12 protein-coding genes are annotated in these 13,537 nt (G+C 62.4%); 10 read left to right on the top strand and 2 right to left on the bottom strand.

From position 1 onward, the window contains the following. Window positions 1-177: 177 nt before the first annotated feature. The 7 genes from JGZ97_RS04910 (at window position 178) to JGZ97_RS04880 (ending at window position 8,486) form a co-directional block, all read left to right on the top strand. Entirely contained in the window at window positions 178-1,362 is a 1,185-nt protein-coding gene (locus JGZ97_RS04910; protein WP_207061490.1) for a thiamine pyrophosphate-dependent dehydrogenase E1 component subunit alpha, read from the top strand. Next, complete coding sequence (locus JGZ97_RS04905; RefSeq protein WP_207061489.1) at window positions 1,355-2,332, top strand: alpha-ketoacid dehydrogenase subunit beta; 978 nt, start codon at window positions 1,355-1,357, stop codon at window positions 2,330-2,332. Before JGZ97_RS04910 ends, JGZ97_RS04905 begins: the two co-directional genes overlap by 8 nt. Before the next feature lie 12 nt (window positions 2,333-2,344). Beyond that, window positions 2,345-3,949 carry a dihydrolipoyllysine-residue acetyltransferase gene (locus tag JGZ97_RS04900; protein WP_242521542.1) on the top strand — a complete coding sequence of 535 codons (1,605 nt, stop codon included), beginning with the start codon at window positions 2,345-2,347 and terminating at the stop codon, window positions 3,947-3,949. 54 nt (window positions 3,950-4,003) lie between these two features. Further along, a complete protein-coding gene (locus tag JGZ97_RS04895) occupies window positions 4,004-5,851 on the top strand; it encodes a protein kinase (RefSeq protein ID WP_207061488.1) in 1,848 nt (615 codons plus the stop codon). Between the two features lie 94 nt (window positions 5,852-5,945). Next, window positions 5,946-6,794, top strand: coding sequence for a pirin family protein (locus JGZ97_RS04890; protein ID WP_207061487.1), 849 nt, complete (start codon window positions 5,946-5,948; stop codon window positions 6,792-6,794). Between the two features lie 131 nt (window positions 6,795-6,925). After that, on the top strand, window positions 6,926-7,798 hold the full coding sequence (locus tag JGZ97_RS04885) for a DUF3014 domain-containing protein (protein ID WP_207061486.1): 873 nt from the start codon (window positions 6,926-6,928) through the stop codon (window positions 7,796-7,798). Window positions 7,799-8,012: 214 nt separating this feature from the next. Next, a complete protein-coding gene (locus JGZ97_RS04880; protein ID WP_207061485.1) occupies window positions 8,013-8,486 on the top strand; it encodes a thioesterase family protein in 474 nt (157 codons plus the stop codon). Here the strand turns inward: JGZ97_RS04880 and JGZ97_RS04875 are convergent. Both JGZ97_RS04875 and JGZ97_RS04870 read right to left on the bottom strand, forming a co-directional pair. After that, a complete protein-coding gene (locus JGZ97_RS04875) occupies window positions 8,483-9,127 on the bottom strand; it encodes a response regulator transcription factor (RefSeq protein WP_207061484.1) in 645 nt (214 codons plus the stop codon). The genes JGZ97_RS04880 and JGZ97_RS04875 overlap by 4 nt on opposite strands. 4 nt (window positions 9,128-9,131) lie before the next feature. Continuing rightward, the gene (locus JGZ97_RS04870; RefSeq protein ID WP_207061483.1) at window positions 9,132-11,078 is read right to left on the bottom strand and encodes an acetoacetate--CoA ligase; all 1,947 of its coding nucleotides are present in this window, start codon (window positions 11,076-11,078) and stop codon (window positions 9,132-9,134) included. Between the two features lie 160 nt (window positions 11,079-11,238). Between JGZ97_RS04870 and JGZ97_RS04865 the strand changes: the two genes are divergently transcribed. The 3 genes from JGZ97_RS04865 (at window position 11,239) to JGZ97_RS04855 (ending at window position 13,408) form a co-directional block, all read left to right on the top strand. Continuing rightward, entirely contained in the window at window positions 11,239-11,796 is a 558-nt protein-coding gene (locus tag JGZ97_RS04865; protein WP_207061482.1) for a TetR/AcrR family transcriptional regulator, read from the top strand. 203 nt (window positions 11,797-11,999) lie between these two features. Continuing rightward, window positions 12,000-12,362: a group 1 truncated hemoglobin gene (locus JGZ97_RS04860; protein WP_207061481.1), complete on the top strand. Its 363-nt coding sequence runs from the start codon at window positions 12,000-12,002 to the stop codon at window positions 12,360-12,362. Window positions 12,363-12,370: 8 nt separating this feature from the next. Next, complete coding sequence (locus tag JGZ97_RS04855) at window positions 12,371-13,408, top strand: adenylate/guanylate cyclase domain-containing protein (RefSeq protein ID WP_207061480.1); 1,038 nt, start codon at window positions 12,371-12,373, stop codon at window positions 13,406-13,408. Window positions 13,409-13,537 lie beyond the last annotated feature (129 nt).

The following is a 13,537-nucleotide window of genomic DNA, read 5'->3' as shown; positions in this document are numbered from 1 at the left end:
GGGCGTCGGGGAGGGTGGGCTGATGAAAAAACGACCGCCATGTGTTGAATATACTTTACGTTAACGTAAAAGTAGTTTACAACTGTCATCGCCTTACCGGGCAAATACTATATTTATGCGAGCGGTTCTCACGAGGAATCGGCTCCGACACATCCACAAAAAAATAATGAGGATGCTATGAGTACGGATACCAAAGAGCGGGCGGTCCATGCGCCCCAGTTTATCCGTGGTGACGAGCTCCAGATTCCGACCTACAAGGTTCTCAAGCAGGACGGCACGACCTACAAGGGTGCGACCCTGCCTGATCTGGATAAAGACACCGCCCTCCGAATCTACCGCGCCATGGTGCGTACCCGGGTGCTCGACGAGCGCATGCTCGCCGCCCAGCGTCAGGGGCGCCTGAGTTTCTACATGCAGTCCACCGGGGAAGAGGCCACCACCGTGGGCTTTGCCGCCGCGCTGGACGACGAAGACATGATCATGGCCCAGTACCGGGAGCAGGGTGCCCTGGTTTATCGCGGCTTCACCCTCGACGAATTCATGAACCAGTTGTTCAGCAACGAGCTGGACTACGGCAAGGGGCGCCAGATGCCGATCCACTACGGGTCCGCCAAGCTCCATTACATGACCATCTCCTCGCCCCTGGCCACCCAGATTCCCCAAGCGACCGGCTACGCCTACGGCCAGAAGCTGGCCGGCGATAAGAAGTGCACCGTTGCCGTTTTCGGTGAGGGCGCGGCCTCCGAGGGGGATTTTCACGCCGCCCTGAACATGGCCTCGGTGCTGAAGACGCCCACCATTTTCCTCTGCCGCAACAACGGGTACGCCATCTCTACCCCGGCCAGCGAGCAGTTCGCCGGGGACGGCATCGCCCCCCGGGCGCTGGGTTACGGTATGCACACCATCCGCGTCGACGGCAACGACATCCTGGCGGTTTACTCGGCCATGACCGAGGCCCGCTGTATTGCCGTGGAGCAGAACGAGCCGGTGCTGGTGGAGGCGATGAGCTACCGCCTGGCAGCCCACTCGTCCTCCGATGACCCCTCGGGCTACCGCAGCAAGAAGGAGGAGGAAAAGTGGCGCAACAAAGATCCCCTGCTGCGGATGAAACACTGGCTGCAGGCCAAGAATTGGTGGAGCGACGACGAGGACGCGGCCCTGTTTGAAGCCGACCGCCGGGAAGTGCTCGCCACCATGAAAGAGGCTGAAAAGCGTCCGGCGCCGGTGATCGAAGAGATGATCACCGACGTTTACGATACCCCGCCTGCCCACCTCAAGGAGCAGCTCGAAGGGCTCAAGGCCCATGTCCGTCTCTACCCTGAGGCGTATCCCGCGACATCAGGGAGGATGAACAATGGCTAAGATGAACCTTCTGCAAGCGATCAACAACGCCCTGGATATCGCCATGGCGGAGAACGAGAAGGTGGTCTGCTTCGGCGAGGACGTCGGCGTTTTCGGCGGCGTGTTCCGCGCCACCAGCCACCTGCAGGAGAAGTACGGGCGCGCCCGTTGCTTCAATACGCCCTTGGTGGAGCAGGGCATCATCGGCTTTGCCAACGGCTTGGCCTCGCAGGGCTCGGTGCCGGTGGCGGAGATCCAGTTCGCCGATTACATCTTTCCCGCCTTTGACCAGATCGTCAACGAGTCGGCCAAGTTCCGCTACCGTTCGGGCAACCTCTTCGACGTGGGCGGCCTTACCATCCGCACCCCTTACGGCGGCGGTATCGCCGGCGGCCACTACCACTCCCAGTCGCCGGAGGCTTACTTCGCCCAGACCCCGGGGCTGAAGGTGGTGGTTCCGCGTAATCCCCACCAGGCCAAGGGACTGCTGCTGGCGTCCATTCGCGACGCCAATCCGGTGATCTTCTTTGAGCCCAAGCGCATCTACCGTGCCTCGGTGGGGGATGTGCCCGAGGGCGACTACGAGCTGCCGCTGGGCAAGGCCGAAGTGGTCAAGGAGGGTTCCGACATCACCCTGCTGGCCTGGGGCGCTCAGATGGAGTACCTGGAAAAGGCGGCTGAGCTGGCCGAGAAAGAGGGTATCTCCTGCGAGCTGATCGACCTGCGTACCATCCTGCCCTGGGACCGGGAGACCGTGGCCGCGTCGGTGCGCAAGACCGGGCGCCTGCTGATCAGCCACGAAGCGCCGCTGACCGGCGGCTTTGCCGGCGAGATCGCCGCCACCATCCAGGAACACTGCTTCCTTCACCTGGAATCGCCCATCGCCCGGGTGGCCGGGCTGGATACCCCTTACCCGCTGGCGCTGGAAAAGGAGTACCTGCCGGATCACCTGAAGATCTACGAAGCCATCAAGCGTAGCGTTAATTTTTAGAGGGTCGAGGCGATGATTAAAGATTTTATTTTGCCGGATATCGGCGAGGGCATCGTCGAGTGCGAGCTGGTCGAGTGGTTGATCCAGGAGGGGGACCGCATCGAGGAGGACCAGCCCGTGGCCGATGTCATGACCGACAAGGCCCTGGTACAGATCCCCGCGCCCCACGGCGGGCGGGTGACCAAGCTCTACTACCAGCAGGGGGACACCGCCAAGGTGCACGCCCCGCTGTTTGCGGTGGAGATGGAGGGCGAAGAGGCGGCGGCCAATGAGCCCGGGACCGCCGCGGCTGCAACGCCAAGTGCGGCGGTGAGTGCAGCAGAGAACACGTTAGAGCGTGCCGCACCTGCACCTGCTACCGCCACCGGCGGTCAGGCCGAAGACTTCATACTGCCCGACATCGGCGAAGGCATTGTCGAGTGCGAGGTGGTGGAGTGGCTGGTGGCCGAGGGCGAGCGGATCGAGGAGGACCAGCCAGTGGTCGATGTCATGACCGACAAGGCCCTGGTGCAGATTCCCGCCCATAAGGCCGGTACCGTCAGCAAGCTCTATTACCAGCAGGGGGAGACCGCCAAGGTCCATGCCCCTCTTTTTGCCTTGGTGCCGGAGGGCGGGGAAGTCCCCGTCGCCCCGGCTGCCGCTCAGGCGGACGCGGCTCAACCGGCGTTCGCCCCGAGCGCCGTGACGGAACCGGCGGCAACAGCGAGCGCACGCCCGGGCAAGGCCCTGGCCAGCCCCGCGGTGCGCCGCATCGCCCGCGAGCATGACCTGGACATCGGCCAGGTGCCGGGCAGCGGCAAGAACGGTCGGGTGTTGAAGGAAGATATCCTGCGTTTCGTCGAGCAGGGTGGTGGCGCCGCCGCCGAGCCTGATCAGGCCGCCGCTGCCAAGCCGGCCGTCGCGCCTGCAGGCGAAGTGCGGGTGGAGAAGATCCGCGGCATCAAGGCCGCCATGGTCAAGCAGATGAGCCTCTCCCACGCCACCATTCCCCACTTCACCTACGGTGACGAGGTGGACGTGAGCGCGCTGCTGGGCCTGCGCGGCGAACTCAAGCTCAAGGCTGAGCAGCGGGGCATTCGCCTGACCCTGATGCCCTTTATCATGAAGGCGCTGGCCCTGGCGATTCAGGAGTTCCCGATCCTCAACAGCCGGGTCAATGCTGACTGCACCGAAATCCACTACCAGCCGCACTGCAATATCGGCATGGCGGTGGACTCCAAGCAGGGGCTGATCGTGCCCAACATCAAGAAGGTGGAAACCCTTAGCATCCTGGAGATCGCCCAGGAGGTGACCCGCCTCACCGAGGCGGCCCGCAGCGGCCGGGTTAACCCCGCGGACCTGCAGGGGGGCACCATCAGCATCTCCAACATCGGCGCGCTGGGCGGAACCTACGCGGTGCCGGTGGTCAACCCGCCGGAAGTGGCGATCGTGGCCCTGGGCAAGACTCAGCGCTTGCCGCGCTTCAATGAAGCCGGCGATGTGGAGGCCCGTTCGATCATGAACATCAGCTGGTCGGGGGACCACCGCATTATCGACGGTGGCACCATCGCCCGTTTCAGCCTGCTCTGGCAGTCCTACCTGGAAGACCCGGCGGCGATGCTGCTGGATCTGTCCTAGGTTAAGATGGGGAGCCGAGGCTCCCCTTTTTATTGCGTTTTATTGCGCTGCGCTATGAACCACGCCAAGCCCGACCTGCAACAGTTCTACATTCCCGAAGAGCAGTCCATCTACCTGCTCAGTCACCAGGATGCGGCCAAGCTGAAGAACTGGGTGCGCCTGTGTCAGGAGCAGCTGGAGCAGCTGGGTTACCGTAATATCGAGTTGATCGGCAAGGGCGCCTACGGCTTTGTCTTCGGCGGCCTCAATGCTGCCGGCCACGCGTACGTGTTCAAGTTCTCGCGGATCACCCTGCCCCAGCACGTCCAGGACCGGCTCGAGGAAGAGGCCTTCATGCTGGACCAGGTCAGCCACTCGCGGGTGCCGGCGTTGATCGAGTTTCAGCGTATCGGCCGCCAGGCGATCATGGTCATGGAGCGGGCGCGGGGCATCGACCTGGAGCAGCTCTCCCTGCAACGGGGCCCGCTGAGCCCGCGGCTGGTGGTGAGAATCGCCGAGCAGCTGGCCGACCTGCTGAAGGCCTTGCGGGGGCCCGCGGTCAAGTCATGTCGGCCACTGGTGCACGGGGATATCAAACCCTCGAATATTGTCTTTGATCCCGAGCACGAGGAAATCTCCTTGATCGACTGGGGCTCCTCGGTGTTCGCCCAGCTCGATGAAAACCAGCAACACGTGGCCAGCAACGTGATGGACCTGATGTCCGGCGACCTGCAGAACAGCAATGCCCGGTTGGGGGATGTCTACTTTATCGGTCCCGAGCAGATGAGCGGCACCATGTCTTCGCCGCGCTTTGACGAGCAGGGGGCCGCGGCGACGCTCTACGCCCTGGCCTCGGGCCAGTCCTGTCGTTTTGGTCACCGCGCCATTCCGCCCACCGCCCTCGGCCTGCCCCTGGCACTGGCGCGAACCCTGGAGGGCATGCTCGACGGTGACCCCCAGGTCAGAAGCGAGGCCGGGGATTACTTCGTGCACCAGATGTCCTCGATTGCACGGGCCCTGATGGTGGACTTGCCGGCGCCGGCGCCGGCTCACCTGATCCCGGTCTGGGTGAACCCCAAGGCGCAGGAGATCGATACCGTGGTGTACAGTTCGCGCAAGTCGTTCCTGCGCGAGGAAGGCGGGAATGTAGAGTCGTTGGCGGTCGATGATGTGCAGTTCGACCGCTACTACAAGAATTTTATGCAGGGGATGGGGGAGACCGAGAAGGCCTTTTTGGCCGCGGTGAGTCGTTTGGGCAAGTACCCGGTGGTGGGGGGGCTGGCCGTGCGCTGGGAGGCCAACGGGGTCTATATCGACAGCTGCCTCAACCTGCACGATGAGCGCCTGCGCGATGCCTTCGTGGCCTCGGTCAACAACCTGGTTCACCTGGCGCGGGCCATCTATCGACAGGGCGTGTTCAAAAGCTGTCTGTTCAATGCCCGCAATACCCTGCACGTCAGCCGCGCCGATGCCGATCAACCGTTCCTGCCCGAGGCGGGCACCGGGCTTCCCTACGAGGTCTCCGCCGCGCCGGAGCTGGAGGATGAGACCCGGGTGCACTCCTATTTCGAGGACGGGCGTGACCCGGAGGAGTTTCTCGAGCTGCCGGCGTCCATCATGGGGCATCTCGAACGTCTCAACGGCATTCATCACACCGGGCTGATTATCTTCGAAAGCCTGCCCTGCCACCTGAAAATTCACAGTTACTACCGCCTGCTGGACCCGGCGCGTGAAGGGGAGTTCCGCGATCTGCTGAGCCGGATCATCGACTCGGTACCGGAAATCAGGGGGCTCGGCGTATCCGGCTTTATGAAGATGCCCTACAAGGACACCCGCTTCTTTTCCCACATCGACCGCCTGCCGGAGAAGTATTACCCCCGCAACCCGAAGGCGGCCCTGGCGCAATGGGAAGCCAGCGCTTAGCGTCTATTTTTTCGAATATAATGCGCGGATTTTTGCGCTTTGGATTCGTTTGAGTGAGAGCTAAGCTGTCTGCTCGTTGACTAGGAGGTGTTCCATGAGTGCATGCCAACAGGTTGCCATTATTCACCGAGTACGGGGCCAGGAGACGCCGGACGGCGCGGGCGTGCGCCTGCGGCGGGTGCTGGGTAACTCGCAGTTGCGCCGGTTCGACCCCTTCCTGATGCTGGACGAGCTCAAGTCGGATCAGCCGGGGGATTACATTGCCGGTTTTCCTGACCACCCCCACCGGGGATTTGAGACGGTCTCCTACCAGTTGGAAGGCGAGATGGAGCACCGGGACCACCTGGGTAATCACGGCCTGGTGGAGCCCGGTGGCGCACAGTGGATGACCGCTGGCCGTGGTGTGATTCACTCGGAAATGCCGCGACCGCGGGAGGGGAGTCTGTGGGGCTTTCAGTTGTGGATCAACCTGCCGGCGGCGCAAAAACTCTGCGCGCCCCGATACCGGGGGCTGGCCGCTGCGGATATTCCGGAAGTCGAGGACGCACAGGGGGTGGTGCGCCGGGTCATTGCCGGGAATTCCCTGGGCGTGGCCGGTGCCGTCGGGGATATCTTCGTTGACCCGCTGTTCGTGGATCTGCGTTTTCCGCCCGGGGCCTCCCTGGTGCACCCCCTGGAGCCGGGCCATCACTCGCTGCTCTACTGTTATCGAGGCAGCCTGGAGGTGGCCGGGGAGCGGCTGCCGGCAGGGGAGCTGGCGGTGCTGGGAGAGGGGAGCGAGCTGGGGCTGATCGCCGCCGGCGAGGGCGCCGGCGCCTTGCTGCTATCGGCGCGGCCGCTGAACGAGCCGGTGGCCCAGTACGGCCCTTTCGTAATGAATACCGGGGCCGAGATAGAGCAGGCCCTGCGCGATTATCAGAATGGCACCCTGGTTCAACGCTGACTGACAGGATACCGGGTTGCCCGGCGCGTAAGCCTGCTTTATGTTAGCTGCAAAGGCGTTGCAACAGGGCGGGGAAACGCATGCGAGGCTGCACAGAGTTTTCAGGGAAGGCTCAACGGGGGCGCGGACTGATGCCGGTTCTGGTGTTCATCAGTGCGCTGGCGTTGCTGGTCGGGGTGGGCTTTCTCATTCTGGGCAAAGATCCCCAGTCGTTTTTGAAAGAAGAGTTCCGGGATAGGCCGGCGCCCGCCGTGGCGGTCCCGACCGAAGCGCCGGAAACCGCTGAGCCTGACCCTGAAGATCTGATGACCCTTAAGCCCGCTTCTCGCCGGGTGCTGGTGACGGAAGGAGAGCGCAGCAGTGCGGCGGGCAGCAGCCGTTCGGTCAGGGTTCCTTTTGACGCGGACCTGCCCAAGCTCAATGAAAGTGATCCGCAGGTGCGCCGGGCCCTGGTCGACTTGGCGCCGGCCACGGCCCTGGCTGACTGGCTGATCGACGAAGAGCTGGTGCGCAAGTTCGTGGTTACCGTGGACAACATGGCCAACGGCGATTTTCCCCGCAAGCACAGCCTGCTGCGGCCCATCCCCAATGCGTTCCGGGCCCTGGAGCAGGATGACCAGTTCTGGCTCGACGGCTACAACTATGGCCGTTACACCCCTTACATCGCGCTTTTCTCCAAGCTCGAGGTGTCCGACTTACGGGATCTCTACCTGCGTTACTATCCATTGATGCAGCGGGCATATGCCGAGCTTGGCTTTCCGCGAAAGTCGTTTCACCAGCGTTTTTTGCAAGCCCTGGATCACCTGCTCGAAAGTCCGGTCAGGGAGGGGCCCATCGCCCTGGAGCCCAACGCCTCGGCGGTTTACCAGTATGCCGACCCTGAGCTGGAGGCGCTGTCCGGCGTCCACAAGCAGATGCTGAGACTGGGGCCGGCCAACGCGCGGCAAGTGCTTGAGCAGCTTACACAGTTGCGCACTGAGCTGGCTCGGCTGGAGCATGGATGAGATCCGCCGGTATTTGTGCGTATGCGAAAAAGAGAATTTGGTCTGAATGAAATAAATGGGTTAATCGGCTGTTTTTGTTGATTATTGATCATTTTTACGTGATTTTTTTCGTTTTCCTCTAATTTGCACCTGCACAAAACGCTGGTTTTTAACAGGGCGAAAAGCTAGTCTGAAAGCCGACTCCTAATAACAAAAACAAGGGAGGCTTCTGACCATGGACGCCCGCGTTCCTTTCTGCGACTTTCAAACTCGGGTAAAGCCCGAGTGGATCGATTACAACGGCCATATGAACGTGGCCTACTACGTGCTGGCCTTCGATCAGGCCACCGACGCCTTCCTTGAAAATATTCACATGGGGCCCGACTATGCCCGGGAGACCCGCCATTCCGCCTTCGTGGTAGACATGAACGTGACCTACAAGCGGGAGCTTGAGGCGGGTGCATCGCTGGATGTCACCACCCAACTGCTGCAATCCGACCACAAGAAACTGCGTCTCTTCCACCAGATGTTCCACCAGCGCGAAGGGTTTCTGGCGGCGACCAACGAGGTGTTGCTGGTGCACGTAGATCTTGAAAGCCGGCGCAGTGCTCCCTTCCCTCCGCGTGTTGGCCGCCAGATTGAAGAGATCGCCCGCCAGCACCGCAGCCTGTCTATGCCCGAGGGGGCGGGGCGGGTACTGGCGTTCTAAGCCGAGGCACGGACCCGGTCTGGCACGCTCTGCAGTGCCAGCAGGGTGCGGTTGGGGCTCTTGAAGTCCAGTACCCGGTAGATGCGGGTGATGTGGTGCTTGACCGCGCTCTCCGAGAGGTGCAGGTGAGCGGCGATCTGTTTGTTACTCATCCCTTCGCGAACCAGCTCCAGTACCCGTTGTTGCTTACTGGACAGGTTCCGTAGCGCTGCCCGTTCGCCGGCAGGCGCCTCCCGTTGGATGTGACAGTCGCAACCCAGGCCACTGAGCAACCGGGTCACGCAGCGGTTCAGCTGGTCAAGCCCAATGTTCTTGGGCAGGTGTCCGGCAACCGCAGGCCACGGACTTTGCGATTGCAGCGCTGCCTTTCCGCTCGGGGTCATCAGCAGCACCGGTGGTTTCAACGCCCGCAGCTGCTGCCGGGACGCCAGCCCCGGCAGGTCTTGCGCCAGAATTATCAGGTCGAAGCTGTGTAGCGGCCGGCGCCCCTCTGGTGCGCTTTTCAGGTGAGCGCATTGGTGGACGAGGCGGTCGGCTTCCTCGATGACCAGCGGCTGGTCGACGCGGGCCAGGGCCAGGCGGACCCCAAGCCGAAACAGGGGTGAGGGGTCCGCTACCAGGATACGGGTCAGGGTATCCATGGTATCAGTCGCGTAACTGCGCCAGGTTTCGAAAGAGCTCCAGCGCCTCGGGGTTGGCCAGGGCATCCTTGTTTTTCACCGTCTCGCCGTGAATGACCCGGCGCACGGCCAGTTCAACGATCTTGCCGCTGATGGTGCGCGGGATGTCCGCCACCTGGATCACTTTCGCCGGCACATGGCGCGGCGTGGTATTGGCGCGAATCGTACTGCGAATGCGATCGATCAGCGCGTCGTTCAGGGTCAGGCCTTTGCGCAGGACGACAAACAGCACCACCCGTACGTCGTTGTTCCATTCCTGGCCGACGGCAATACTTTCCAGCACCTCCTCGATCTTCTCTACCTGACGATAGATCTCGGCGGTGCCGATGCGCACCCCGCCGGGATTGAGCACCGCATCGGAACGGCCGTGGATAATCAATCCGCCGTGGGCGGTGATCTCGCCGTAATCGCCGTGGGCCCAGATATTGTCGAAGGTGTCGAAATAGGCGCTGCGGTACTTGCTCTGGTCGGGGTCGTCCCAGAAATAGATGGGCATGGAGGGGAAGGGGCGGGTACAGACCAGCTCGCCCTTCTCCTCCCGTACCGGCGCGCCGTTGTCATCGTAGATCTCCACCGCCATGCCCAGCCCGCGGCACTGCAATTCGCCACGGTAGACGGGAAGAATCGGGCAACCCAGGGCGAAGCAGGAGACGATGTCGGTGCCGCCCGAGATCGAGGCCAGCAGCAGATCCTGCTTGATGTCCCGGTAGACGTAGTCAAAGCTCTCGTGGGCCAGGGGAGAACCGGTGGAAAGTACGGCCCGCAGCGCGCTCAGATCGTGGCTCTGGCCGGGCTTGCAGCCGGCCTTCTCCAGGGCGGCGATGTATTTGGCGCTGGTGCCGAACACGCTGATCCGCTCCTGCTCGGCGATGTCCCAGAGCACCTCGGGGCCGGGGGCGAAGGGGGAGCCGTCGTAGAGCACCAGGGTGGCTTCCACGGCGAGGCCGCTCACCAGCCAGTTCCACATCATCCAGCCGCAGGTGGTGTAATAGAACAGCACGTCCTCGGGACCCAGGTCCGTGTGCAGGCGGTGCTCTTTGATATGCTGGATCAGGGTGCCGCCGACACTGTGCACAATGCACTTGGGCACCCCGGTGGTGCCCGAGGAGTACATGACGTAAAGGGGGTGGTCGAAGGGCACCGGCTCGAAGTCGATCTCCCTGGCCTCGGGATCCTCGAAGTCGGCCAGCATCTGGGCCTGGGGCAGGGCGGAGAGGTCGGGGGCCGCGTCAAAGAAGGGGACCACGATGATCCGCTCGACGGAGTCCAGGCGGTCGCTGATGCCGGCGATCTTTTCCAGGGAGTTGAGGCGCTTGCCGTTGTACAGGTAGCCGTCGGTGGTGAAGAGGATGCGCGGTTCGATCTGGCCGAAACGGTCCACCACCCCGTTGATCCCGAAATCCGGGGAGCAGGAGCTCCAGATCGCGCCCAGGCTGGTGGTGGCTAGCATCGCGACTACGGTATCGGCGACGTTGGGCATGAAACCGGCCACCCGGTCCCCTTTCTGAATACCGGCCTGGCGCAGGGCGCTGGCCAGGCGCGCAGTGCGGGCGTAGAGCTGGTGGTAACTCAGCTCCACGCGGCGTTCGTCCTCGCTGCGAAAGATCAGGGCCGGCTTATCATCCCGGCGGCGCAGCAGATTTTCGGCAAAGTTGAGTCGGGCCTCGGGGAACCAGCGGGCACCCGGCATCTTGTCACCGTCCGCCAGCACGGTACTGCCTTTGTGACCACGGATGGCACCGTAATCCCAGAGGCGCGACCAGAAGGTCTCGCTGTTGGCCACGCTCCAGTCGTAAAGTGCGTGATAACCCGCGAGTTCAAGGTTTTCGTCCCGGTTGAGCTGGCGAATGAAGTGGCTCAGGTTGGCCCGTTCGATCCGCTCGGGGGAGGGGCGCCAGAGTGGCTGTTCCATTACACGATCCTCTTTTGCTCGGCTTGTCGGGCTGCAGCGGGGTCTTTATGATGCGCGCGTTCAGCCGCCCGCAGGCTTGTCTTTATCGTTATATACGCTATCGTATGGGCAGGTCGCGCGGCTGTCAATACGCCTCCGTATGTTTGTAGGAACCGCCTTTATGAACGTCAAACTCAAGCAGGATAGCTGGATCAACGAAGCCTTCTCGGCGCTGGCAGAGGGGGGCGTGGACAGCGTCAAGGTGGAGGTGCTGGCTAAGCGATTGAAGGTCACCAAGGGCGGCTTCTACTGGCATTTCAAGAACCGTGGCGATCTTCTGGCACGGCTTCTGGAGAATTGGCGGGACGGGCGTATTCGCACCATCGCCGAGCAGACCACCACCAACCAGTCCGCCTACGAGACCCTTCGCTTTCTGCTTGACCTTTATACCGGCCCTTCTAACCCGAGGGGCAGCGCCATTGAGCTGGCGGTACGGGACTGGGCTCGCACCGACGTCGATGCGGCGGCTGCGGTGCGCGAGGTTGACGACGCCCGCCTGTCGTCGGTGGCAGCCCTGTTTGAGCAGCTCGGACTGGATGCGGACCAGGCCTACGCCCGCGCGTTTCTGTTTTACAGCTACATCTTCGGACAGAGCCTGCTTCACACCGGGGGCGTATCGCCCAACGAAACGCAGATCAAGGGGCTCTGCGCCGCCTTGTTGGTGCCCGAGGCGTCCTAAGTCGATGGCAACGGAAAAACCCAAGCTGCTGGCCAAGGTGCTTCTGGCCTGCCTGCTGTGTCTGCTCCTGGTGGTAGGTGGGGTTAAGCTGGTGCAATGGCTGCTGCTCTAGGAGCCACCCGACCCGCGGTTTGTGGCCCTCAGGGGCCTCGACTATAGTCAGGGGAGTGTGCCCGCGTTCCAGCCGCCAAGCGGAGGTGACGGTGTCCCAGAGCCTGTTCGAAAAGTACGGCGGTTTCGCGACCGTCAGCCGCATCGTGTCGGCCTTCTACGAGGAGGTTCTTGATTCCGACAGTCTCAGTCCTTACTTCGAGGGCATGGACATGCGCCGGCTGGTCGATCACCAGACCAAGTTCATCGCTTCCATCATGGGAGGCCCGGCGAGTTTCTCCAACGAGGCCCTGGAGCGGGCCCATGCCCGGCTGGGCATCCGGGGCGAACATTTTGACGAGGCGGTTGGGCTGCTGAAATTTACCCTGGAGGACTTCGCCCTGGAAGAGGGGGATATCTCCATGATCATCAACGACGTTGCCGGCCGGCGGCGTTACATCGTGCGACAGCCCTGAGGTATTTGATGAGCGAGTCCGTGGATACCGCTCAGCTGCTCCAGGGGCTTGGTCTGGGCGTCGCTGTGGTGGACCCCGAAGACTGGCGCCTGCACTACGAAAACGCCCGCTTTTTTGACTGGTTTCCCCCCGCTGAGGAAGATGATTCTCTTGGCGGGCGGATGGCGGCGCTGGATGGGGACAAAGCGCGTCAGCGCCTGGCGGCTCGCGGACACTTCCGTTTTGAAGCCGAGGCCCAGGTCAGGGGGCGGCCGCTGCCGGTGCGTCTGGAGCTGAAACCAATGCCCGACACTGGACTGGTGTTGGTGGAGGCGCGGGACATCTCCAAGGAGAAGGAGACCCAGTACATGCTCGACTCCTACTCCCGCATGGCGGAGAAGAACGCCAAGGCGTTGGAAAAGGAGAAGGACCGGGTTGAGCGCCTGCTGCTGAATATCATGCCCAAGCAGGTGTACGAGGAGCTGAAGGATTTCGGCACCACCACCCCCCAGCGCTTTGACCGCGCCGCGATCCTGATGCTGGATTTTGCCCGCTTTACCGACATGACCATCTCCCAGGATGCCAGCGCCCTGGTGTCCGAGCTCAACGACATCTTCTCGGCCTTTGACCGCATCGCCGACATGTTCGGCTGCGAGCGCATCCGCACCATCGGTGACGCTTACCTGGCGGTATCGGGGGTTCCCGAGGAGACAGGGGAGGACACCGCCAATATCGCCAAGGTGGCGCTGCGGATGCGGCGCTATTTAGAGAAGCGTAACGCCGCCCATACCACCCAGTGGCGCGCGCGGATAGGCATCAACACCGGCACCGTGATCGGCTCACTGGTGGGCATCCAGAAATACGTGTACGACCTGTTCGGCCCAGGGGTTAACCTTGCTGCGCGCATGGAGAGTCTCTCAGAACCCATGCGGATCACTCTCAACGAAACCACCTATGCCCTGATCAAGGACGAGTTCCTCTGTACCGAACGGGGCGAGGTGGAGGTTAAGGGCTTCGGTAGCCAGACCCTCTATTTTCTCGAGGAGGAGCGGCGGCAGCACTTTTAGTCCCCCGCGTTTTAGCCCCTCGGATGGCACTTGCAGCATCGTTTATCGGTAAAATATCTGGACCTGATCGTTTCCTTCCACAAGAATGACCACGCGTCGCCCTTTCATTGGGCGCTGTTACGCCCTCTT

Source organism: Motiliproteus sp. SC1-56, from assembly GCF_017309075.1.
In the GTDB taxonomy this organism is placed as follows: domain Bacteria; phylum Pseudomonadota; class Gammaproteobacteria; order Pseudomonadales; family Balneatricaceae; genus Motiliproteus.
The sequence above is the reverse complement of the archived record's forward strand: the minus strand, read 5'-3'. Positions and strand labels throughout refer to the sequence as shown.

Bases quoted from the DNA above. Each gene is read 5' to 3' on its own strand.
- JGZ97_RS04910 (WP_207061490.1), top strand. From the start codon at position 178: ATGAGTACGGATACCAAAGAGCGGGCGGTCCATGCGCCCCAGTTTATC.
- JGZ97_RS04905 (WP_207061489.1), top strand. From the start codon at position 1,355: ATGGCTAAGATGAACCTTCTGCAAGCGATCAACAACGCCCTGGATATC.
- JGZ97_RS04900 (WP_242521542.1), top strand. From the start codon at position 2,345: ATGATTAAAGATTTTATTTTGCCGGATATCGGCGAGGGCATCGTCGAG.
- JGZ97_RS04895 (WP_207061488.1), top strand. From the start codon at position 4,004: ATGAACCACGCCAAGCCCGACCTGCAACAGTTCTACATTCCCGAAGAG.
- JGZ97_RS04890 (WP_207061487.1), top strand. From the start codon at position 5,946: ATGAGTGCATGCCAACAGGTTGCCATTATTCACCGAGTACGGGGCCAG.
- JGZ97_RS04885 (WP_207061486.1), top strand. From the start codon at position 6,926: ATGCCGGTTCTGGTGTTCATCAGTGCGCTGGCGTTGCTGGTCGGGGTG.
- JGZ97_RS04880 (WP_207061485.1), top strand. From the start codon at position 8,013: ATGGACGCCCGCGTTCCTTTCTGCGACTTTCAAACTCGGGTAAAGCCC.
- JGZ97_RS04875 (WP_207061484.1), bottom strand. From the start codon at position 9,127: ATGGATACCCTGACCCGTATCCTGGTAGCGGACCCCTCACCCCTGTTT.
- JGZ97_RS04870 (WP_207061483.1), bottom strand. From the start codon at position 11,078: ATGGAACAGCCACTCTGGCGCCCCTCCCCCGAGCGGATCGAACGGGCC.
- JGZ97_RS04865 (WP_207061482.1), top strand. From the start codon at position 11,239: ATGAACGTCAAACTCAAGCAGGATAGCTGGATCAACGAAGCCTTCTCG.
- JGZ97_RS04855 (WP_207061480.1), top strand. From the start codon at position 12,371: ATGAGCGAGTCCGTGGATACCGCTCAGCTGCTCCAGGGGCTTGGTCTG.